General features: G+C 55.8%; 15 protein-coding genes. 9 read left to right on the top strand and 6 right to left on the bottom strand.

Translation table 11 applies throughout. The annotated features are described in order from the left end of the window. Nucleotides 1-23: 23 nt before the first annotated feature. Nucleotides 24-2,474: a two-component system response regulator gene (locus JYB84_RS02045; RefSeq protein ID WP_207321796.1), complete on the bottom strand. Its 2,451-nt coding sequence runs from the start codon at nucleotides 2,472-2,474 to the stop codon at nucleotides 24-26. A gap of 315 nt (nucleotides 2,475-2,789) precedes the next feature. Here JYB84_RS02045 and JYB84_RS02040 point away from each other — a divergent pair, with 315 nt between their 5' ends. Beyond that, complete coding sequence (locus tag JYB84_RS02040) at nucleotides 2,790-2,918, top strand: DUF3149 domain-containing protein (RefSeq protein WP_207321795.1); 129 nt, start codon at nucleotides 2,790-2,792, stop codon at nucleotides 2,916-2,918. 111 nt (nucleotides 2,919-3,029) lie between these two features. Here the strand turns inward: JYB84_RS02040 and JYB84_RS02035 are convergent, their stop codons facing one another. Further along, on the bottom strand, nucleotides 3,030-3,653 hold the full coding sequence (locus JYB84_RS02035) for a superinfection exclusion B family protein (RefSeq protein ID WP_207321794.1): 624 nt from the start codon (nucleotides 3,651-3,653) through the stop codon (nucleotides 3,030-3,032). Nucleotides 3,654-3,826: 173 nt separating this feature from the next. Here JYB84_RS02035 and JYB84_RS02030 point away from each other — a divergent pair, with 173 nt between their 5' ends. The 6 genes from JYB84_RS02030 (at nucleotide 3,827) to JYB84_RS02005 (ending at nucleotide 11,874) form a co-directional block, all read left to right on the top strand. After that, nucleotides 3,827-5,464: a sensor histidine kinase gene (locus tag JYB84_RS02030; RefSeq protein WP_207321793.1), complete on the top strand. Its 1,638-nt coding sequence runs from the start codon at nucleotides 3,827-3,829 to the stop codon at nucleotides 5,462-5,464. Between the two features lie 200 nt (nucleotides 5,465-5,664). After that, nucleotides 5,665-7,410, top strand: a complete 1,746-nt coding sequence (argS, locus tag JYB84_RS02025) for an arginine--tRNA ligase (RefSeq protein ID WP_207321792.1) — start codon at nucleotides 5,665-5,667, stop codon at nucleotides 7,408-7,410. Nucleotides 7,411-7,413: 3 nt separating this feature from the next. Then, nucleotides 7,414-7,980, top strand: coding sequence for an SPOR domain-containing protein (locus tag JYB84_RS02020; protein WP_207321791.1), 567 nt, complete (start codon nucleotides 7,414-7,416; stop codon nucleotides 7,978-7,980). 153 nt (nucleotides 7,981-8,133) lie between these two features. Next, nucleotides 8,134-8,658 carry an ATP-dependent protease subunit HslV gene (gene hslV, locus JYB84_RS02015; protein ID WP_207321790.1) on the top strand — a complete coding sequence of 175 codons (525 nt, stop codon included), beginning with the start codon at nucleotides 8,134-8,136 and terminating at the stop codon, nucleotides 8,656-8,658. A 19-nt stretch (nucleotides 8,659-8,677) separates the two neighbouring features. Next, on the top strand, nucleotides 8,678-10,003 hold the full coding sequence (gene hslU / locus JYB84_RS02010) for an HslU--HslV peptidase ATPase subunit (protein WP_207321789.1): 1,326 nt from the start codon (nucleotides 8,678-8,680) through the stop codon (nucleotides 10,001-10,003). Nucleotides 10,004-10,197: 194 nt separating this feature from the next. Then, a complete protein-coding gene (locus tag JYB84_RS02005; RefSeq protein ID WP_207321788.1) occupies nucleotides 10,198-11,874 on the top strand; it encodes an ArnT family glycosyltransferase in 1,677 nt (558 codons plus the stop codon). A gap of 167 nt (nucleotides 11,875-12,041) precedes the next feature. On the opposite strand, the gene JYB84_RS02000 is transcribed toward JYB84_RS02005, so the two are convergent. From JYB84_RS02000 to JYB84_RS01990, 3 genes are all read right to left on the bottom strand, one after another. Beyond that, nucleotides 12,042-15,500, bottom strand: coding sequence for a S8 family serine peptidase (locus JYB84_RS02000; protein WP_207321787.1), 3,459 nt, complete (start codon nucleotides 15,498-15,500; stop codon nucleotides 12,042-12,044). 221 nt (nucleotides 15,501-15,721) lie between these two features. Beyond that, entirely contained in the window at nucleotides 15,722-17,929 is a 2,208-nt protein-coding gene (locus JYB84_RS01995; protein ID WP_207321786.1) for a tetratricopeptide repeat protein, read from the bottom strand. Between the two features lie 5 nt (nucleotides 17,930-17,934). Further along, the gene (locus JYB84_RS01990; protein WP_207321785.1) at nucleotides 17,935-18,651 is read right to left on the bottom strand and encodes a response regulator transcription factor; all 717 of its coding nucleotides are present in this window, start codon (nucleotides 18,649-18,651) and stop codon (nucleotides 17,935-17,937) included. Between the two features lie 282 nt (nucleotides 18,652-18,933). On the opposite strand from JYB84_RS01990, the gene JYB84_RS01985 reads away from it, so the two are divergent. Next, nucleotides 18,934-19,125 carry a hypothetical protein gene (locus tag JYB84_RS01985; protein ID WP_207321784.1) on the top strand — a complete coding sequence of 64 codons (192 nt, stop codon included), beginning with the start codon at nucleotides 18,934-18,936 and terminating at the stop codon, nucleotides 19,123-19,125. A gap of 12 nt (nucleotides 19,126-19,137) precedes the next feature. On the opposite strand, the gene JYB84_RS01980 is transcribed toward JYB84_RS01985, so the two are convergent. Further along, nucleotides 19,138-21,051, bottom strand: coding sequence for a diguanylate cyclase domain-containing protein (locus tag JYB84_RS01980; RefSeq protein ID WP_207321783.1), 1,914 nt, complete (start codon nucleotides 21,049-21,051; stop codon nucleotides 19,138-19,140). A gap of 274 nt (nucleotides 21,052-21,325) precedes the next feature. Between JYB84_RS01980 and JYB84_RS01975 the strand changes: the two genes are divergently transcribed. Continuing rightward, nucleotides 21,326-21,910, top strand: a complete 585-nt coding sequence (locus JYB84_RS01975) for a histidine phosphatase family protein (protein WP_207321782.1) — start codon at nucleotides 21,326-21,328, stop codon at nucleotides 21,908-21,910. Nucleotides 21,911-22,003 lie beyond the last annotated feature (93 nt).

The following is a 22,003-nucleotide window of genomic DNA, read 5'->3' as shown; positions in this document are numbered from 1 at the left end:
CCGTTTATCAAGCAGCAACAAGCCTAATCAACCAACAAGCGCTCAAATTCATCAGCAGGCAGTGGCCTGGCAAACAGGAAGCCCTGACCGAGATCGCAGCCCAATTCCAGCAAGGTCTGTTTCTGGGATTCCCGTTCTACCCCCTCCCCCACCAAGGTCAGATTCAGCGACTTGGCCAAATGCACTATGGTTCTGACAATATCCAGACTTTGGCCGTCATCCAGCATATCCCTGACAAAAGACTGGTCAATCTTCAGCACATCCACGGGGAACAACTTAAGATAAGACAGGCTGGAATAACCGGTGCCGAAATCATCAATGGCGATAGACAAACCCAGGGCAGACAACTTAACCAGGGTGCTTTGCGCCTGGTCAAAATCCAGCATCAGGGCACTTTCGGTGACTTCCAGCTCCAGCAAATGACTGCGCAGCTCCGACTCTTCCAGTGCCGCCGCCACCTCATCGATAAAGGCAGGATTGGAAAACTGTTTGGCGGCAATATTGACCGCGACCCTCAGTTCCTTGCCATAACGCTGCCAGCCCTTGGCAGCCAGGCAACTTTTTCTTAATACCTGCCGCCCCAACTGATTGATAAGGCCGGTTTCTTCCGCCAAAGGAATAAAATCTGCCGGCGAAATGAAATTACCATCCTTGTCCCGCAAGCGCACCAGGGCCTCGGCGCCAATCAGAGCCATGTTGCGCAATGCAAACTGGGGCTGGAAAAACACCTCGAAACCATCCTGATCTATCGCCTGACGCAGCAACATTTCAATATCATGGCGGCGCATTAATTCGGCTTCCAGATCCTCGGAGAAGAAGCAGTAGCGGTTCCGCCCCTGCTGCTTGGCACGGTACATGGCCACATCGGCATAGCGCATCATGCTCTCTTCAGACTCAGAATCGGTCGGATTGACGCTGATGCCGACGCTGACACTCAGCTGGTACTCCTTGCCTTCGAGCCTGAAGGGCTCTTCCATGCAACGGATAATGGTCTGGGCCATGGAATCTATCACCCCGGGGCTGTCTATTTCGGGGATCACCAGTACAAACTCATCACCGCCTATCCTGGCCAGGGTGGAGTCTGTGTCAATCAACGACTCCAGCCGTTTGGCCACCTGTTTTATCAGCACATCGCCATGATGGTGCCCCAGGGAGTCATTGAGGTATTTGAAATGATCTATATCGATAAGGAACAGGGCCACCAGCCGTCCCTTGTTTTTGGCTGTCTTGCAGGCCTGACAGAGTCTGTCATGGAGCAGGATCCTATTGGGCAAGTCCGTCAGCTGATCGTGATTGGCCAGGTAACTCATCTTTACCGCCATGGCAATCGATTCGCTGATGTCATGGAATACCATGATGGCGCCTATAACCTGGCCCAGTTCATCCTTGATGGGGGCGGCCGAATCTTCGACCCGGTACACTGTACCATCGCGGCTGGTCAGCTGACTGTTCAGCGCCATGGCGACGATTCGTTTCTCGTTCAGCGCCAGGATAGCCGGATTCAGGCCACGCATCTGGGTGTCGGCATCCCTCAGATTCATCACGGTTTCTATATGCTCTCCCTCGGCCTCCCGCAGCAACCAGCCGGTCATGCGCTCGGCAATGGGATTCATAAAACTGATGCATCCCTCCAGATCTGTGGCTATGACGGCATCACCTATGGAACTCAAGGTGACCTTGAGGCGTTCCTTTTCTGCCGATAGTTCGCGTTTGGCCCGCTTGATATCAGTCACATCCACCAGGGTCAGAAGGTAGCCACAGACATCTTCTTTTTCAAAACGGGGCGAAATATAGGCCTGCAGATCCTCGGCGCCCTGAATGGGTGAGTCCAGATGCACGGAAACCAGACTGGTGGTTTCGGAATGGACCCCATGCAAGGGCAGCTGGCGCCACAACTCAGGCGGCAGGACCTCTATGGCCTCTTCCCCCTTCATGCTTTGGGCACCTTGCTCGAACCACTGGCCGGCAAAGTCATTGCTGTACAGGTTGCGCCAGTCAGGCGACCAATAGGAAATAAATACCGGCAGATGGGTCACCAAATCGTGTAACTCTTCCCTGGCGGTACGCAGCGCATTGGCCTGTTGCACCAGGGTCAGCTGACTCCTGACCCGCAATTGGCACAGCCTGAAATCTATGGGTTTGCTGAGAAAATCGACACCGCCGTAGCTCAATGACTGATATTCAAACTCGGAGGCGGAATGGGAGGTGACAAAAATAACGGCGCTGTTACAGGTATTGGGGCTGCGCTTCAGCCGCTTGCAGACTTCAAAGCCGCCCATGCCCGGCATTTCGATATCCAGCAATATCACTTCGGGTCTGTGCTGCTCAGCCAACAGCAGCGCTTCTTCACCATCCTGGGTGGTGATAATGCTGCCAAGCTCCTTCAGAGCCTCTTCCAGCAACAACAGGTTGGCCAATTCATCATCAACAATGAGTATGGTCGCCGGAGGCGTAGACTGGGATGAAAATAGCATTCGAGGCTTCCTTTCCATTCGCTTCTTCACTGTTAGTTATAGATGCAAGGTCCAAAAATTGCGAACGCACTTTTCATTGAATCTTTTTGTAAATACAGAGAATTTTGTCAACTTTTGCCCTACAAAGGTGCAGTGCCAACAAGCCGGAAAATCGGCTGCGATCAAAAAATCACAATAAACTTGATGAAACTCAAACTTTTAACACTGAAAATGTGTCAGGAGGCCGGGATGGGGACTTTATTGATCAGGATCAGTAATTCGGGAGCGTCATCGAGATAGGTTAATCACGACCGCACAAGAAAGAGGATTTCAATCATGGCGTTTTGGCTCGATTTAATGTTTGGTAACCCTATCGGTTTACTCTCTATGATAGTTATCTTCAGCACGATAGGGATTATTTCCTATTTATCGTGGATGTTCTTTGTGAAGTCTGCCAAGCCCTAGGGTTTTTGCTTTCTGTTGTTCTGATCTGTGCAAGTTGCAAGTATTGAGTGATTTATTTTGGGGGCCATTGGCCCCCGTTTTTATTGTCGGCATCCCTACCTGGAATCAGGCTCAGGCTGCGCGTTGTGAGCCTGGCTTGCGGGCCTGAACCAGGCCGGTGACAAAGCTTGGACGGGTGCGGATAAGCTGCTGCAACTCTTCCTGACTGGGCTCTCCCGCCGGCAGTCGCAGCACATCACGGTTCAGGTAAATCCTGGCTTTCATGGAAATTTTATAGTCAGCCGTGGAACCCTGAATCGCATAATGACGCTCATTTCCCAGGCATTCGAGGATATTGGTGGCCACCAGGCTCTTCACCGCCAGTTCGTCCTTGGGCAAGGTTAAAATAGTGGCCCCCTGCAGAAAGAACTCCCGCAACAGGGCGCGCTCGGCCGGATCCAGCAAACGCACCTTTTTTTCAATGGTTTCCACCGCTCGTCTGTCACCCAAATAACAGATGGCTTCGTCCAATAGAAAATTCAACAATCGACTGACAAAGTAAGCGGCACCGATAATCAGTCCCAATCCCAAAAGCTGGGGCTGACTCTGTACCACAGAATTCAAATTCAGGGCTTCCAGCAGCGCCTGGGGCCCAAACAGCAAGCCGCCACAGGCGACCACCAACCACAACATGGTCTTGGTCAACCAATGTTTACCATTAAGACCACCCAATGATGTCAGATCCAGTTTGTTCATAGCTCATCCCATGCGTCAGAAAATTGAACAGCAATCAAGTAAAGCAAAATGGATGCCAGCATTGGCTGCTTGGGTATAGCCTGTTCAATCTGATAGATTTTCTGTGTGATTTGGACAAGGGGGCTATGCTTATACATAATCAAACCCCGGGCCTTTAGGATACCTGTCCCTCTATGCTGACTTTCTCCCGTCAATTGGTGCAAAGCCCCATCGGCAGAAAATTGATGATCTCCATAGTGCTGTTCAGCTCGCTGATCACCCTGGTGACCACGGGCTACCAGCTGGTGATGGATTACCGCAGCGACCTGGGCCGTATTGACCGGGCATTCACCACCATAGAAACGGTCAACCTCGACGTGCTGGCCGCCAGCATCTGGGTCATAGACGAGCGACTGATCAATACCCAGCTTAATGGTTTAATCCAGCTGCCGGATATCACCTACATATTGATCAATGATGACAGCGGCCAGCACTGGGCAATAGGTGAGCGCCTGGACGATAACGTGCTGGAGCGGGAATTTCCGCTGCAGTATAACTCCGGCAGCGAATCCATCGCCGTTGGCAAGCTGCTGGTGCAGGCGGATTTGAATGCCATTTACCAACGCCTCTATGACAGGGCAATCCTGATCTTGCTGTCCAATGCCATCAAGACCTTTCTGGTGGCCGGCATGATCCTGTTTCTGGTGTGGATCAACATCACCCGCCACCTTCACAGCCTCAGCGAATACTGTCAACGCATTGATCTTGAAGGTGAGTTCTCGCCACTGGCCTTTCACCAGAAGGGCAAACAAAACGAGTTTGACCTGGTGGCATTGGCGATTAATGAAATGCAGGAGCAACTGCGGCGCTCCTTCAGTGCCATCAAAAAATCCCGTACCGAGCTGCAGATAGCCCTGGAAGACAGGGAAAGACTGCTGGAACTGGAACGCTCCTACAAGGATGAACTGGCCAAACAGGTCAAGGAGCGGACCCAGGAGTTGGAACACTCGCTGCAAATCCTTAAGCGGGCGCAACAGGTGCTGGTGGAACAGGAAAAAATGGCGGCCCTGGGGGGCCTGGTGTCCGGGGTGGCACACGAGATCAACACCCCCATAGGCATCTGCCTGACCGCCGCCAGCGCCCAGCTGGCCCATATCGACGAACTGGTCAAACTTATCCACAGCCCCGATGCCACCCTGGAGGAAATCAACGCCATACTGGATGAGTATCAGCAAAGCTGTGAACTTATCGTCAGCAACATCACCCGCGCCAGCAACCTGATCCAGAAATTCAAAACCGTGGCCGCCGAGCAAAGCCACGAGGAACACCGTAATATCAACCTCAAGCAGGTGCTGGGTGAAATCTGCGAGTCCACCTCGCTGATCTTCGCCCCCATGAAGGTGGACCTCGACATAGAAGCAGACGAAAACCTCTATATCACCACCAATCAAAGTCTGTTGAGTCAGATAGTCAGCAATATCCTGTCCAATGCCTATACCCATGCCTTCAATCGGGACAGGGAAAACAAGCTGCAAATCCGTGCCGAAGTGAAAAATCACCATCTGGAAATTCTGATTGAAGACAATGGCAAGGGCATTACGGCCGAGGTGGCCGAGCACATGTTTGAACCCTTCTTTACGACCAGCCGCAGTCGTGGCGGCACCGGCCTTGGGCTGTCTGCGGCATTCAATGCCGCCACCCTGCTCAAGGGCAATGTCCGCTATGTGCCGAATTCCAGTCTGGGCGGTGCGGCCTTTGCCATCCGCTTTCCGGTCAACGCCCACTTCGAAGCACCCATGCCCCTGACTCAACCCAATAATCTCCATGGCTGAGTGCAGGGCCTCACCCGCCCGTCGGCAGCGGATTTGCCATAACCGTCTTTCCCAAGCCAACAAGATGACGACCTACCCGGGAAACCGTCCTCAAATCAGGGCAAAAAAATCCCCCCAGAGATAGCATTCACTCACCTTGAAGCGCTAGAATGTGCGGTTATTCCGTATTAACCAACTGCAGTCAGTGTTGATAAACGCCAATGAAATCACATATTCAATCTTTGCTGGAACAAACCGTCGAATCCTTCAAGCAACAGGGCATATTGCCGGCCGATTTTGAGGCCCGCATTCAGGTCGACCGCACCAAGGACAAGAGCCATGGTGATCTGGCGACCAACCTGGCCATGATGCTGACCAAGGTAGCCGGCAAGAATCCCCGTGAACTGGCGCAACTGATCATCGACAACCTGCCTGCCTCCAGCCATGTGGCCAAGGTGGAGATCGCCGGTCCCGGCTTTATCAACTTCTTTATCGACGACAACGCCCTGGCAAACCAGCTGCAGGCGGCCCTGGCCGATGAGCATCTGGGAATCGCCCTGCCCAAGCCACAAACCATAGTGGCGGACTACTCGTCCCCCAATCTGGCCAAAGAGATGCACGTGGGCCACCTGCGTTCCACCATCATTGGTGACAGCGTGGTGCGGGCACTGGAGTTCCTTGGTCACAAGGTGATCCGCCAAAACCACGTCGGCGACTGGGGCACCCAGTTCGGCATGCTGCTGGCCTACATGGAAGAACTGCGCGCCAATAACGGCGAGCAGGCCAATCTGGAGCTGTCGGATCTGGAAAGCTTTTACCGCGCCGCCAAACTGCGTTTTGACGAGTCGGCCGAGTTTGCCACCCGCGCCCGCCAACTGGTGGTGGAGCTGCAATCCGGCGATGCCTACTGCAACAAGCTGTGGCGTGAATTCAACGACATTTCCCTGAGCCACTGCCACGACGTTTATGCCCGTCTGGGGGTCAGCCTGACCCGCGCCGATGTCCACGGCGAGAGCGCCTATAACGACGATCTGGCCCAGGTGGTTAAAGATCTCGACGCCCAGGGGCTGCTGTCCGAGAGCGAAGGCGCCAAGGTGGTATTCCAGGAAGAATTCCGCAACAAGGAAGGCGAGCCGCTGCCGGTGATCATCCAGAAGGCCGACGGTGGCTTCCTCTATGCCACCACGGATCTGGCGGCCATGCGCTACCGCTCCAACGTGCTCAAGGCAGACCGCGCCCTGTATTTCGTTGACCTGCGTCAGGCGCTGCACTTCCAACAGGTGTTCAGCCTGGGACGCCTGGCCGGTTTTGTCCGTCCGGAAATGACTTTGGAGCACATGGGCTTTGGCACCATGAACGGTGAAGACGGCCGTCCGTTCAAGACCCGCTCCGGTGGCGTAGTGAAACTGGTGGATCTGTTGGATGAAGCGGTGGAGCGCGCCGAGCAACTGGTGCGCAGCAAGAATCCGGACATGAGCGACGCCGAAGTTAAGGAAATCGCCCGCGTGGTGGGCATTGCCTCGGTCAAGTATGCAGACCTGTCCAAAAACCGCGCCAGCGATTACATCTTCAGCTTCGAGCAGATGCTGAGCTTCGAAGGCAATACCGCACCTTACCTGCTGTATGCCTACACCCGGGTGGCCGGTATCTTCAAGCGCGCCGAGAACATCGACCTGAGCCAGGCCAAAATCCAGCTCGAGCACGACAAGGAAAAAGAGTTGGGCAACAAGCTGGCCCAGTTCGGCGAGATCCTCAATCGCATGGTCGACAAGGGGCAGCCACACATACTCTGCGGCTACCTCTACGAGTTGGCCGGTGCCTTTTCCAGCTTCTACGAGGCCTGCCCTGTGCTGAACGCCGACAGCGACAGCGCCCGCGACAGCCGTCTGTTGCTGGCCCGTCTGACCGCAGGCACCCTTAAACAGGGTCTGTCACTGCTGGGCATTGAGACACTGGAGCGCATGTAAGTCATGAGTCGCGACTACGCCAACCGCAAGCCCCGCGGCCCGGCGTCCCGTGGAAGCCGCAAAAAGTCGGCTCCACCGGCGCGCAAGCCCTGGTTGCTGATCGCCATAGTGGTGGCCGCCGTGGCGGCCTTCGGTTACTTCCTCTGGTCCATCAAGGGCAGTGCCGAGGCACCTGAGGCCAAGCAAACAGAACCCAAGATCCAGGCCGCCAGCCCGGCCAAGAAGGATCCCAACGCCCTGCCACCCATGCCCAAGGAAGAGTGGACCTACCTGGAGGAGCTGGAGAAAAAGCAGGTTGAGGTGGATGTGCCCGACGATGCTATGAAATCCGCCGGTCCCTACCAGATGCAGTGCGGCTCGTTCCGCAAGCAGGAACAGGCCGAGGAAATGAAGGCCGTGATCGCCTTCCAGGGGTTGGAAGCCCAGGTGCGCCGGGTCGAAGGTTCCAGCGGTGTCTGGTTTAAGGTGGTGCTGGGGCCCTTCGAGCGTAAACGCGACGGCGAAAAGGCCAAGCACAAGCTGCAGAGCATTGGCATGAACGGTTGCCGCATCTGGCTCTGGCAAAACTGATCCAGTCTGTAACGGGGGCGGCCTAGGGGCGGCCCCCGCTGTTTTTGTGACCTTCCTCAAACCATCAAGCTTGATATCCGCGACAGCGTCCCCATATCAAGAGTCATAGTCCCCCGCAGGCCACAGCCTTCGGCATCACAAAGAGGATCCACTGTGACTACTATCGTATCCGTACGCCGCAACAACCAGGTGGTTATCGCCGGTGATGGCCAGGTCTCCCTTGGCAATACCGTTATGAAGGGCAATGCCAAGAAGGTGCGCCGCCTGTACCACGGCAAGGTGCTGGCCGGTTTTGCCGGCGGCACCGCCGACGCCTTCACCCTGTTCGAACGCTTCGAGGCCAAGCTGGAAATGCACCAGGGCCATCTGCTCCGGGCTGCCGTCGAGCTGGCCAAAGACTGGCGCACCGACCGCATGTTGCGCAAGCTGGAAGCCCTGCTGGCGGTGGCCGATGCCGAGAGTTCACTGATCATCACGGGTAACGGTGACGTGGTGCAGCCGGAGAACGATCTGATTGCCATAGGCTCAGGTGGCAACTTCGCCCAGGCCGCCGCCATCGCCCTGCTGGAAAATACCGAGCTGGACGCACGCACCATAGCCGAGAAGGCCCTCACCATAGCCGGCGACATCTGCGTGTTTACCAACCAGTACAAGACCATTGAAGAGCTCAACTACTGAGCGCGCGCAAGGAATTCCCATGTCTGAAATGACCCCACGCGAGATAGTCCACGAGCTGGACGCCCATATCATAGGTCAGCAGAAGGCCAAGCGCAGTGTCGCCATCGCCCTGCGTAACCGCTGGCGCCGCATGCAGCTCGACGCTGCACTGCGCCACGAAGTGACCCCGAAAAATATCCTGATGATAGGCCCCACGGGTGTCGGTAAAACCGAGATCGCCCGTCGACTGGCCAAACTGGCCAACGCCCCCTTTATCAAGGTGGAAGCCACCAAATTCACCGAAGTGGGCTATGTGGGCAAGGAAGTGGAACAGATTATCCGCGATCTCACCGATGTGGCGATCAAACTGACCCGCGAGCAGCAGATGAAAAAATGCCGCACCCGCGCCGAGGAAGCCGCCGAGGAGCGCATCCTCGATGCCCTGCTGCCCAAGCCGAAAAATGATTGGGAAACCGCCAGCGAAGACAGCTCCAATACCCGCCAGATCTTCCGCAAGAAACTGCGTGAAGGTCAGCTGGACGACAAAGAAATCGAGATCGAGGTCGCCGCACCCCAGATTGGTGTGGAAATCATGTCGCCACCGGGCATGGAAGAGATGACCAACCAGCTGCAGAGCCTGTTCCAGAACATGGGCCAGGCGCCAGCCAAGCGCAAAAAGCTCAAGATCAAGGACGCCCTGAAGCAGCTCAGCGAAGAGGAAGCCGCCAAGCTGGTGAACCAGGAGGATCTCAAGGAGCAGGCCATTGAACTGGTGGAGCAGCACGGCATAGTCTTCCTCGACGAGATAGACAAGATTTGCAAACGCGGTGAAACCTCGGGCCCGGACGTATCCCGCGAAGGGGTACAGAGGGATCTGTTGCCGCTGGTGGAAGGCTGCACGGTCAACACCAAGCACGGCATGGTGAAAACGGACCACATACTTTTTATCGCCTCGGGTGCGTTCCAGATGTCCAAGCCCTCGGATCTGATCCCTGAGCTGCAGGGTCGTCTGCCCATCCGGGTCGAACTGGATGCCCTGTCTGCCGATGACTTCAAGCGCATCCTTACCGAACCCCACGCCTCCCTGACCGAGCAATACACGGCGCTGATGGCCACCGAAGGGGTGACGGTGGAATTTACCACCTCCGGCATTGAACGTATCGCCCAGGCTGCCTGGCAGGTTAACGAGCGCACCGAAAATATCGGTGCCCGCCGCCTGCACACTGTCATGGAAAAACTGATGGAAGAGATCTCCTTCGAGGCCTCGGACAAGTCGGGGGCCAGTTTCACCATAGACGCCGACTATGTGAATGCACACCTGGACAACCTGGTGCAGGACGAAGACCTGAGCCGCTTTATCCTTTAAAGCCATTCCCAATAAAAAACCGGGCCTGAGCCCGGTTTTTTTTATGCCACTCACCACAACCTGTCGCGCCAGCCGAGAATCCAACTTAAGTCCCAGTGCGCCAATGGCCGGCAGCATCTATGCTTGGTGCTTAATTAATTTTTCATATTTGCCTGCCACCCTAAGCACCAATCCAGCGCAATCGCCACACCATCATGACCCAAACGCCACCGACACCCAGTTACAACTCACCACAGGCTTGGCTCTGCGCCACTTTGGTTGCGGCGCTGATGTTGGCACTGCTGCACCTGTGGCTCAGGCCGCTCACGCCGGTGGATGAAACCCGCTACATATCTGTGGCCTGGGAGATGTGGCGCGATAACAGTTTGCTGGTGCCGCTCAAGAATGGTGAGCCCTATGCCCACAAGACACCCCTGTTGTTCTGGCTTATCCAGCTGTCCTGGGCCCTGTTTGGGGTCAGTGAATGGGCGGCCCGACTGGCTGTCAGCCTGATCAACTGTGGCAACTATGTGTTGCTGTTCGCCCTGGCCCGCCGCTATTACCCGCAGACAGACACCGCGGCGCGCTACGCTCCAGTGCTGCTGTTTTCCCTCGCCGGCTGGAACCTGTATTCGTCCATGTTGATGTTCGATCAACTGCTGAGCCTGTTTGTACTGACCTGGGCCCTGGCCTGCCTCCACTACAGCGAACGGGGGCTGCGACGTTTTATCGCCCTGGCGGCCGCAACGTTGGGCTTGGGACTCCTGGCCAAGGGACCTGTATTCCTGCTCTACGCCCTGCCCTTTGCCGCGCTGCAGGGACTGTGGCGCAAGGAGGGCAACCTGAGGTCAGCGACATTTTTCCGCGGGCTGGCTATGGCACTGCCGCTCGGGTTGGCCTTGTTTGCCTGTTGGCTGATCCCGGCTGTGATTGCCGGCGGCAGCGGCTATGAAAACGAACTGATTTGGAAGCAAACCACGGGTCGCATGGTGCAGTCCTTTGACCACGCCCGGCCCTTTTACTGGTATCTGTTACTCTTGCCTGTGATGCTATTGCCCCTGCCACTGCTGCGAGGTATCTGGCGTGCTGTTCTCAGCCGCCCCGAAAGTGGCTGCGACCGGGCACTGCTGCTCTATGGCGGTTTCATCCTCGTCAGCTTCAGTCTGATAAGCGGCAAGCAGGTGCATTACCTGACACCACTGCTGCCCTTCGTGGCCCTGTACATAGGCAACAGAATGGGCACCTGGCAAGCCGTTCGCCAATACCCCCTGGCAGTGTTTGCCCTCTTGATAGCCCTGCTCATCCTGGGCCTGCCCTGGTGGGCCGGTGGGCTGTTTGGCAAGCCGCCCACCACCCAATTCAGCCCAGCCTTGGCATTGCTGCCTTTGGTGCTGGCTTTACCGGCACTGTTCCGCAAGCCCGACTCTGAGTGGGCCAGGCCGGGGCAACTGTTGTTATTTCCAATGCTTATCAGCTGTTTGCTTGTCGCCATCCGGCAACCTATGTTCGACAACTACGATATGACGCCGCTGGCCACCCGGGTGCAACAGCTGCAACAAGAAGGGCAAACCCTGGCCTTCTGGGGCAGCTATGACGCCCAGTTTCAATTCGCCGGGCGTCTGCAACAACCTCTGGTGGAGCTGCAGCAGGAAGAGGAGCTGAACCTGGCCTGGTTAGAGCAGCATCCGGACACCCTGGTCATCTACCCAAGTAAAAGGCCGGATCCTGTCCTGTTGGCGCAGGCCCTCTATCACCAGCCCTATCGCAGCGGCAATCTGTTGCTGCTCCAGGCGCGACAGCTGCTGGCGGCACAAGCCATTACTCAACAAAATCCAGCGCAAAACCAAGCGCAACAAAAAACAGCACAGCAGCATCGCCCCTTGGGTCAGTAAGGCCACACTATGGCACAGTGCACCAATGATGCCTGTCCGCTGCCGTAAGGAAAACCCATAGGCTTATGCACATTTTGATATTCCAATTGATTGCTGCTCCGGAATAAAAAAAGCCGCCTTCCAGGGAAGGCGGCTGTGTATTGACGCAAAGGCTTATTGCTTACGGCTTACTGCTTATTGCGTCCTTTGGTGCTGGTTTCAGGTGTGAAATTAACCACTTCTGAACAGGCATTGTTGCCCTGCTCACACACCTGGTAGCTGAAGTTGCCGGCAACGCTTCTGAAACGGTCGGTATAGCTGCCGTCATTGCGGGTGCTGGCAATCAGCTGGCCATCACGGTAAATATCCACCAGGTTGCTCTTGGAACCGGACCAAGCCAGATCCACAACCACCCGGTCACCACTTACCACACCATTACCCATCAGGCTCACTGGGGCTGCCACTGCGACTGTGTGGGTCACGCTTTGGCTGTCACCGCTATTATCGGTAACGGTCAGGTTGACCTGGTAGCTGCCACCTGTGGCATAGCTGTGGCTTGGGTTGGCCAGGCTGGATATCTCACCATCACCGAAGTCCCAGAGCCAGGTCACTACCGCACCGTCAGTGTCTCCGGACTGGTCACTGAAGTTCACATTCAGACCGGCGGCCGTGAAGCTGAACTCAGCGGTCGGCAACTGGTTGACGGGCGCAGGGTTAACGGTCAAAGAAACAACCGCTTCACCGGACGCATTGGCGCTGTCGGACGCGCTGGCGGTTACAGTGTGGCTGCCCACACTCAGTGCCGTGGTGCTGAAGTTGGCACCGTTGCCGATAACGCCGTCAAGGTTGGAAGACCACACCAGGGTGTTGGTGACATCACCATCTTCGGCATCATTGGCAGAGGCCACGAAGGTCACCAGATCACCTTCGGTAAAGCTCGTGCCACCTACAGGGTCGCTGATGCTGACCACAGGCGCGGCGTTAACCGGGTCGCTGCCACTGCCGTCATGGGTAAAGCTCAGTTCCCAACGGTTCAGCCAACCGGAGTTGTTGCTCCATTCATCCTTGATGACCAACTGCCAGATGCCTGTGGCAACTTCACCGTTGAATTCAACCGGGAAGAAGGTCTTCACCAGATCACGGTAGTACTCACCGCTTGCTTTGCGATCAAAAATCTCAACCCGGGTACCGTTTGGAGACACCAGATGGATCAGCATGTCGTTGGCAAAACTGTGTTGAATATCAACGAACAAGCTCATGTCGCGGATCTTGACCCCCAAGGGCACTTCGATTTCGGCGATTACTGTAGCCATATCAGGGAGTGGTTGACGCGTAGTGTCCTCGTAGGAAACAACGGTGCCGTCACTAACAACATACAGAAAGAACTCACGGCTGCTGGTCACACCCTGACTGTCAGTGGCAGTCACAGTGATCTGGTGGCTACCCTGGCTCAGATCTGCGCGGGTGAAGCTGCCACCTGTGCCTATCTGACCGTCCAGGCTGGAAATCCACACCAAAGAGGCACGCACATCGCCGTCTTCAGAGTCCTGGGCGTCGGCCACAAAGTGAATGGCATCGCCGGGCAGGTACAGGGCATTTGCCAGGTTCTGGCCCAGGGTCACAGTGGGAGGCAGGTTGGTACCCGGCTGCGAGCCACCGGTCACATCCAGACTCCAGCTGTTAAGGGTGCCCACATCCTGACCGGCAGTATCGGCAACCTTGAGGATCCAGTCACCAAAAGCGTCTTCCAGGTCGAAATCCTCCAGCGGGAAGCTGGCCACCAGGTTGTCGGCACTGCCACCGGTATGGTTGTGCAGGGTGACGGTACGACCACTGGGTGAGGTCAGGGTCACAAGCAAATCGGCAATGTAGGAGTGGGTGATATCCACATTCACGACCAGATCCGTCAGGGTCAGGTTCATGGGTACATTGATGATACTGCTGATACCGTTGGCATCGTTGTCGGGAATGGATACCTGAGTGGTGTTGCTGTAGGTAGTGCTGAAGGTACCGGCAGGATACACCAGCAGGCTGACATCAATACTCTTGGTGATATCACCGTCCACCGCATTGATGGTGATCACGTGGTTGCCCAGCGCTGTGTTTGAGTCTGTGGTTACCGTCATGGTCGTCATACCATCGGCAGGAACCGTGGTATTGGAGAAGCTGACCACGGCATTAAGGCCAGCCGGCACTTCAGCGCTGAAGGTCGCGTTGCCGTTATAACCACCCACGGCATTCATATCGATATCGAAGAAGGTGGGTGACCCCTGGTTAACGGTACGGCTGGGTGGACTCACCAGCAGGTAGTAACCCGGACCACCGGCACCGGCCATGTTCAGGGCGCTTTCCACGTTCAGGCGCTTACCGGAAACCGTCTTGCCTTCCAGGGCGGCGTTGGGATCCCCTGAAGCCATCAGAATGTTTTTCACATCGGCTGTGGTCAAAGAAGGATCGGCTGCCAATACCAGCGCCGCGGCACCGGCCACGTGCGGTGTCGCCATAGAAGTACCGCTCAGGGTGTTATAATCACTACCCGGAATGGTGGAGTAAACATTTGAGCCCGGGGCACCCATGTCGACTGTGTTCAGACCCCACTGGGAGAAGCTGGACATGGCATCGGTACTGGTGGTTGAGGCCACGGCCAATACGTTAGGTACATCATAATTCGATGGCCAGTTCTCATTGACATCGTTATCGACGGCGTCGTTACCCGCGGCGGCAACGAACAGCATGCCGGCATTGTCGGCGGCAGCAATGGCATCTTTCAGTGCCTGACTGAAGGCACCGCCACCCCAGGAGTTGTTCAGTACGCGGATGTTCACGCCGCGGTTTTTCATGTCAACCATGTAATCGAGACACTGGATAGCGTCAGCCGTGGTGCCCCCCTGACCGCCCAGGAAAGAACAACCAATCATGGAGGTGTTCCAGTTCACCCCTGCCACACCGATACCGTTGTTTCCGGTGGCACCAATGGTGCCGGCCACGTGGGTACCGTGGTAATGGGTATCCATGGGATTGCCGTTGTCATTGATGGCGGAAATACCATGGATATCGTCGATGTAGCCGTTACCGTCGTCATCTATACCGTTATCAGCTACTTCATTGGGGTTGGTCCAGATATTGTCACGCAGGTCCGGATGAGTGTAATCAAAGCCGGTGTCAATGATGCCAACCACCACATTCTTGGTGCCCATATTCATTTCCCAGGCCTTTTCGGCGCTGATCATGGGCATGCCCCACAGCTGACCGTACAGCGGGTCGTTGGGCACCACGGAAGGATGAAAACGGGTATTGAGCTCGGCGAACTCGACATGGGGGTTGTGCTTAAGGCGCTCAATTACCACCCTGGGGTCAAGGCCAATAGGCAACGTCAGCTCTGCCAGACGCCCCTTGGCGATATTGCGGAAGCGATCGTCAACGCCGTCGTCATTCTTGTCCTTGAACGAGGCGCCCAGCAGGTTGGCGAGTTGCTTGCGCTCGGCCTTCTTGGCACTTTCCTTGAATTTGACAATCACAGAGGATGGTTCGAAATCATCTTTGGCTTCGAGCTTTTTGGCCGCGAGTGTTGGTGCAGACACCGCCATCAGCGATGTTGACAGCATCGCCAGCGTTAAGCGGCTTAAGCGGATATGTGGCTTTCTCATTTGTGTTCTCCTGAGGTTCAGAGCGCACTATATGTAATGTTTGTGTATGCGCTCAGACACAATTTAGTCACACAAAAAACAAAAAGCAAACAAAAAGTCACTTTTTGAACAGCAAAAGTCCAACAGAAGACTGAATAAAGGGCGTTTAGGAAGGTGTGATTGCGGTCAAATCACTGATTTGTATGTTTTCACACACTTTGTAGGAAGGGGGCTATATGTGGTCAGCGGGGCCAAATTAATTTAAAGCGAGCACCACCCAAGGGGCTGTCACTGACTTCGATATGGCCGCGGCCATTTTCGGCCAGCCGGCGGGCGATGGCCAGACCCAGGCCGACGCCACCGGTGGCGCGGGTACGACTGGGATCGAGGCGGACAAAAGGTTCAAAGATCCTTTCCCGCTCCTCCTCTGGCACCCCGGGGCCATCATCATCAACCACTATGCTGATATGCCCGGGCTCAACGGAGCAGGCTATTTGCACCTGCTCACGACTGTATCTGAGCGCATTGGAAAGCAGGTTATTGATAAGCCACTCAAAGTGCTTCTTGCTGGCCATGATCTGCAGCTCGGGGCCGGCATTGCTCAAGCCCACCTGTTTATCCGGAAACAAGGGTTGCAGCCTGGCCACCAGGGTTTCCAGCAAGGGGGCCAACTCTATGCCCTCCGCCGGCGCCCTTCTGGGGCTGCCTTCGGCCTTGATGAGTTTCACTATCTCTCGGATAAGCTCATCCAATTCTTCCAGCCCTTTGAGGATCCTGTCTTCAAGCTGAGGCCTTTCGCCGGCATCGGCCTCAAGCAACATATCAAAGGCCAATTGCACCCTGGCCAGGGGGGCCCTGAACTCATGTGCTACCGCCTGCATTAAGTTACGTTGCATCAGGATGGCACGCTGCAGGGCGTGATTCACTCTGGCTTGGCTGTGGCGCCCGTAAAGCAGCAACAAAATAGCTGCCAGGGCCACCAGAGCCACAATCCAGATATTGCGGGTGAAGCGCTGCTGCCGGATCACCTCATCCTGCAGTGCTTTGTCCCGCTCCAACTGGGCTATCTGCCGCTGCCGCTTTTCATCTTCGAACGAACTGCGCAGCCAGGCCAGTCGCTCCTGGGACGCGCTGTTGAACAGGGCATCATTGATGCTTTTAAATTCCTTGTGACTGGCCAGTGCCTGGCGAAAATCCCCTTTGCGTTCATAAATTTGTGCCAGTAACGCATTGGCGTCCCTGAGCTGGCTGCGATCGCCGCTGGCCAATGCCTGCTGCAAGGCCTGATTGGCTCGCTCCAGGGCAAGATCCCCAAGCCCCACCGCAAGAAAATAGTCGGCCAGGCGCAAGCGCCCCTCCGCCTGCAGTGCCACCAGACCAAGACGATCGGCTATGGCCAGGCCACGCTCCAGGTAGCGCCTGGCTTTTTGGGGGTCGCCCTGAGCAAGATGTAATTTGCCCAGACTGAGCAAGGCTTCGCCGGTGATATTGCCGTCATTCAGTTCTTCGCCATAGGCGAGCGCCCGCTCCATATTGGTCTTGGCGGCGTCGTATTGCTGTTGTTTTTGATTGACCGTGCCCAAGGCATTCAGTGCCTGGGCCATGCCTGTCTTGTCACCCAGGGCCTCGAATCCCGCCAGGCCGGTTTGCAGTTGCACCTTGGCGGCCTTGAGATCGCCTATATGTTCATAGGTAATGCCGATGTTGTGATGCAGCTCGGCAATGCCGGGCCTGTCATCCAGTTGCTCCCGGATCCTGAGCGCCTGTTGCTGATTTGCCAGTGCCTCGCCAAAATCGCCCAGAGCGGCATAGATACCGGCGATATTATTCAGTGCCGTGGCCAGTGGCCGCTCCTCTCCCAAACCACTGTGAATATCCCTGGCCTTACTGAAACATTCCAGCGCTTGCTGATACTCGGCCTTGTCACTGTATATCAGGCCCATGTTGATGTAAGTGGTCGCTTCAAAAGACGGCTTGCCAAGCTCCTTCGCCAGCGTCAGAGCTCTCTGGTAATAGGTCAGGGCCTTATCCAGTTGACTCTGGCGCCAATAAATCAGCCCGGTCACATTGAGGGGTACCACCAGCAGAGTCTGATCTGTTTGCGTCTCGGCCACAGACAATGCCTGCTCCCCCAGGCGGGCCGCATCGGTAAACTGACCCAGCATCATCTTCGCCCAGGCGAGATTACTGAGCGCCATCACTTCCGCTTCAGCATCCGGCGACTGCGCCAGCAAGGCCAATGCCTGCTCACCGTATTCCAGGGTCTTTTGCGGCTCTTCGTTTCTGGACGAGGCGGCCAACGCCAGCAGGGCTTCAATCTTCTGACTCTGGGGTGTAGGGGGCGCAACCTGGGTCTGGCTTTTGTCGGAGGGCAGCAGCAATAACAGCAAAATCAGCGTGATCCCTATCCCCAGCAGGAGCCATTGGTGGCGGGACATTGCTGATTTCATTGCAATCACTTCACTGTCAAAACGTAGCCTTGGCCACGCATGGTTTTAATGAGCACCGGCTCCCTGGGATCGTCACCCATTTTGCGCCTCAGGTGCGATACCCTGAGATCTATGGTGCGGTGCGTGCTGTCGTATCCCAACTCCCTGAAGTGATCGCAAATTGCATCCCTGTCCAGAGTCCGTCCCGCGTGTTTGGCCAGCAACCACAGCAACTCAAATTCGGCTATGGTCAGCTCCAGGGCGGTTCCGTGCAGACTGGCACTGCGGGCAAGCTTGTCCAGGCGCAGTCCATTGACCACAAGTTGCACTTCGGTATTGACCACCGCCGGTTCCTGTTTCAGGTTTTCCAGCAGCTCGTAGCGCCGCAACAGACTGCGGATCCTGGCCAGCAGCACCCGCGAACGCACCGGCTTGGCGATATAGTCATCGGCCCCGGTTTCGAGCCCGGCCACTTCGTCTATATCATCCCCCAGACCTGTGAGCATAAGTATCGGACCGGGATAGCTGGCCCGCACTTTGCGACAAATAGACAGGCCATCAAGCTCGGGCAACATCACATCCAATACCACCAGACGCGGACGCTCCTCAATGATACGCCTCGCGGCTGCCGCACCGTTGGCCTCGGTTCTGACCTCAAAGCCATTCTTGCCGAGGAAGTCGCTCAACAGTTCTGTCAATTCCTGATCGTCGTCGACCAGAAGGATAAATTCATTTAAGTCCATGATTTCAAGCTCGCAGCTTCCATAAACTTGATTGTATGTAATTATTTACAAAATTCAAATGGTGTATGTCGTTAGTGACCAATGAGTCACGAACACCAAGAAACCAAATTCGGAATTCATACCCGATCCACTGCCACTCCCCATGAACTATATTTCAGCGGCTATTTGCTGCACCATGTACTTGCTGCCCATGCACTCAAGGGCCGGTGATTGTGAAAACTCGGACAATACTGCAATCCCGGGGCCGGCAGAGATAAGCATTCATTAACCAAGGAAAAGGCCATGAACAAAGACAAGCAAGAGCAGCAATTCGCTGCCAGGGAAAAAGCCATAGGTGTCGGCATTAGCCTGGGTGTGGTGGTGGGTGTAGTCATAGGACAGTTCGCCGATGATCTCGGGTTGTGGATCGCCATCTGCCTGGCGGTCGGTGCCGGCATCGGCGCCGTGATAGCCGAGCGCCTTGGCGGCAACTGACTGACGACCCGCTTACATCAGCTGATAGATCTGATAGCCGTCCGCGGCGGAACTCTTGGCCTCATACATGGCCTGATCGGCGGCGCGGATAAGTCCGCTGGCATTGTGGCCGTGGTCGGGATACAGGCTGATACCCACGCTGCAACTGACATGGATCTGTCGGCCTTCGATGTGAAAAGGCTTCTGCACATTGTCGATGATCTTGCGGGCTATCATGGCTGCGTTTTCTTTGGAGCCCACATCTTCAACTATGATGGAAAACTCGTCGCCGCCATGGCGCGAGACTATGTCATGGCTGCGGACCGTGGTGGTCAAACGCTCGGCTACGGCGGCCAAAAGTTGATCGCCCACATGATGACCATAGCTGTCGTTCACCGGTTTGAACTTGTCCAAATCGATAAAGAAGAAGGCACAGCGGTTGCCGCTGGCCTTGGCCCGCTCCAGCGCCTTGGTCACCAATTCCGAATAAAAGTGTTTGTTCACCAGGCCGGTTAAATGATCGTAACGGGCCAGATCCCAGAGCTTGCGCTCCTGCACCACCCGCTCACTGATGTCGACAAAAATCGCGACATAGTACAACAAATCACCTGCATCACTGGCCACCGAATTGATGCTGCCGAGCACGGGAACGCTTTGCTCCTGCCGCTTCAGTAACTCAGCATCCCCCTGCCAATAGCCTTTTGTCTGCAACAGTTCACTGATGGTGGCACCATTGGCGGTAAACAGGCTATCCAGCCGCCGCCCGAGCAAAGACTCCTTTGCCAAGCCGGTCAGGTCGCAATAGGCCTGGTTCACCCGGATCACTTGCCCGTGACCATCGGTAATCACTATGGCATCGCGGCTGCCTTCCAGGACGCTGGCTGACAGGCGCAGTTGCTGCTCCACCTCTTTCTTCAGCGTCTGATCCAGCACAAAGGCTATGCCCTGGTCACTGTGACCATCAAACAGGGCGCCGCCCACATAGACCGGCACCCTGTGACCCTCTTTATGGATAAACTCCTTTTCAAAGGGGGTGCAATAACCTTCCCGTTCAATCTGCATCATGGCAGCAGCATCAGCATCGTGAAATTCCTCCGGCGTGATGTTGCGCCAATTGAGGCACCCGGAGTTCAGCTCCTCACGGCTATAGCCGAGCATATTGAGAAACACATCATTGGCATCAAGAACACCACCATTGGCATCCCAGTCGAGGATCCCCAGCAGTTCAGATTGCAACAGGCTGTTGAGCCGGTTCTGGCTGAAACGCAACTGCACCTCAGTGTCATTGAGCCTTTGGGTGATGCGCCGCGAAATATACAAGGCGATGCCTATAAGGAAGACCATTGAGAAAACAGAGACATACAAGGTGACCTGCTTGACCCAGCGCGAGCCATCGCTGAGCACCCCGGAGAAATCTATTTCCAGCCGATTGAGTTTGCTGTTCAGTTCGTTCACCCGCTGCTGCAACAGCTGCAACATGTCGTCATCACCACGCTGGTGAGCCTGGAAGGCAAATTCTCCCAATTGCTGCAATCTGGCAATTTCCTCATCGGCCTCGGTCCAGATGGCAATGGCCTCGCGCATATAGGAGACATCTTGAAAATAAAGGAAAAAACTAATCAGACTGTCGATATCATCCGGGTGGTTGCCCCCTGCGAGAAACCCCGCCCTGGCGGCGGCAAGATCCGGCGGCGTTTGCTGCAACGCCAATCGCGCCCGGCGATCCCCCAGATTCACACTCAGGCTCCTGCTGAATTCCCGGTAAATGGCTTCATCATTGGTGTCCACATACCTGTGCAGCAACATGACAGAGTCTTTTTCCGCCTTGGCCCACAGGCCCTCGCCCTGAACGTAGGTGCGCACCCCATTGATCACTTCGGATTGGAACAGCCCCAGCAGGAACACCAGTATGCTAACACTGGAAAGCAGCAGGATGATCAGTTTCACCTGGCTTTTCATTGAGGCAAGCGTCCGATGCCTCTTTTCCGAATGGAAAAAATTCAATAGCGGAGTCCTTGTGTACTTTTATCCCTGGGAGCCGAATTTACTGAGTCAGCCCATGAAATTATATTCTATACACACCTTCCTGCACGGTGCGTCAGCAAGCTTGTGCAAAATTGTATCATCTTGGCCTGTACTGCAATCTGCGGCCCGGCTTGAGCCCCACATGACTTCGGGTTACATTGCCAACCTTTGTCATCGACTGTTTTTGCCCCTTCTTATGCTCCAAGAGATCTACATACTGCGTCACGGCCAGACCGAATTTAACGCCGACGGCAAGCTGCAGGGGCACTGCAACTCGCCGCTGACCGACCTTGGCCGCGCCCAGGCCAGGGCCTACGGCAAAACACTGGCCAATCCGCCCTGTGACACAGCTGGCTTTCAACTGCTGTCGAGCCCCCTTGGCCGGGCCATGGAAACCGCTGCTCTGGTTGCAGCCGAGCTGGGCTTGGCCACAACAGCCATAGCTCAGGAACCACGACTGATGGAAGCCGGACTCGGCGAGTGGGAAATGGCTCGCATTGCCGACATCCACGCCGCCTATCCGGTACTTGCCGGGCGCAACGATTGGTATCTGCAGGCGCCGGGGGCGGAAACCCTGGCGGCGATTCGGGCGCGGCTGCTGGAGTGGCTGCAGGATCCCGCCACGCCGGAGCGGGTCATCATAGTCAGCCACGGGATAACCACTGTGGTGCTGCGCGGCCTGCTGCTGGGACTGGATGACAGCGCCATGTGGCGCCAGGACAAGCCCCAGGATGCCTTTTACCATTTTGCCAACGACGCGATGGCGCGCATTGGCTGCTGACCGGCCCAATAGCCAGCAAACAGGCCATGGGGTATGCTGGCCGCGGCTGTACCTTTGACGACATACACTGAATAAAATAAAAAAGAGAACAAT

The sequence above is a fragment of the Shewanella cyperi genome (genome assembly GCF_017354985.1).
Taxonomy (GTDB): Bacteria; Pseudomonadota; Gammaproteobacteria; order Enterobacterales; family Shewanellaceae; genus Shewanella; species Shewanella cyperi.
Note: the sequence above shows the minus strand (reverse complement) of the source record. Positions and strands in the feature narration are given on the sequence as shown.

What these genes read in the sequence shown, in the direction of transcription:
- JYB84_RS02030 (WP_207321793.1), top strand. Translation starts at nt 3,827, where the DNA reads ATGCTGACTTTCTCCCGTCAATTGGTGCAAAGCCCCATCGGCAGAAAA.
- JYB84_RS01985 (WP_207321784.1), top strand. Translation starts at nt 18,934, where the DNA reads ATGAACAAAGACAAGCAAGAGCAGCAATTCGCTGCCAGGGAAAAAGCC.
- JYB84_RS02000 (WP_207321787.1), bottom strand. Translation starts at nt 15,500, where the DNA reads ATGAGAAAGCCACATATCCGCTTAAGCCGCTTAACGCTGGCGATGCTG.
- JYB84_RS01990 (WP_207321785.1), bottom strand. Translation starts at nt 18,651, where the DNA reads ATGGACTTAAATGAATTTATCCTTCTGGTCGACGACGATCAGGAATTG.
- JYB84_RS02035 (WP_207321794.1), bottom strand. Translation starts at nt 3,653, where the DNA reads ATGAACAAACTGGATCTGACATCATTGGGTGGTCTTAATGGTAAACAT.
- JYB84_RS01995 (WP_207321786.1), bottom strand. Translation starts at nt 17,929, where the DNA reads ATGAAATCAGCAATGTCCCGCCACCAATGGCTCCTGCTGGGGATAGGG.
- hslU (WP_207321789.1), top strand. Translation starts at nt 8,678, where the DNA reads ATGTCTGAAATGACCCCACGCGAGATAGTCCACGAGCTGGACGCCCAT.
- argS (WP_207321792.1), top strand. Translation starts at nt 5,665, where the DNA reads ATGAAATCACATATTCAATCTTTGCTGGAACAAACCGTCGAATCCTTC.
- JYB84_RS02005 (WP_207321788.1), top strand. Translation starts at nt 10,198, where the DNA reads ATGACCCAAACGCCACCGACACCCAGTTACAACTCACCACAGGCTTGG.
- JYB84_RS01975 (WP_207321782.1), top strand. Translation starts at nt 21,326, where the DNA reads ATGCTCCAAGAGATCTACATACTGCGTCACGGCCAGACCGAATTTAAC.
- JYB84_RS02045 (WP_207321796.1), bottom strand. Translation starts at nt 2,474, where the DNA reads ATGCTATTTTCATCCCAGTCTACGCCTCCGGCGACCATACTCATTGTT.
- JYB84_RS02020 (WP_207321791.1), top strand. Translation starts at nt 7,414, where the DNA reads ATGAGTCGCGACTACGCCAACCGCAAGCCCCGCGGCCCGGCGTCCCGT.
- JYB84_RS02040 (WP_207321795.1), top strand. Translation starts at nt 2,790, where the DNA reads ATGGCGTTTTGGCTCGATTTAATGTTTGGTAACCCTATCGGTTTACTC.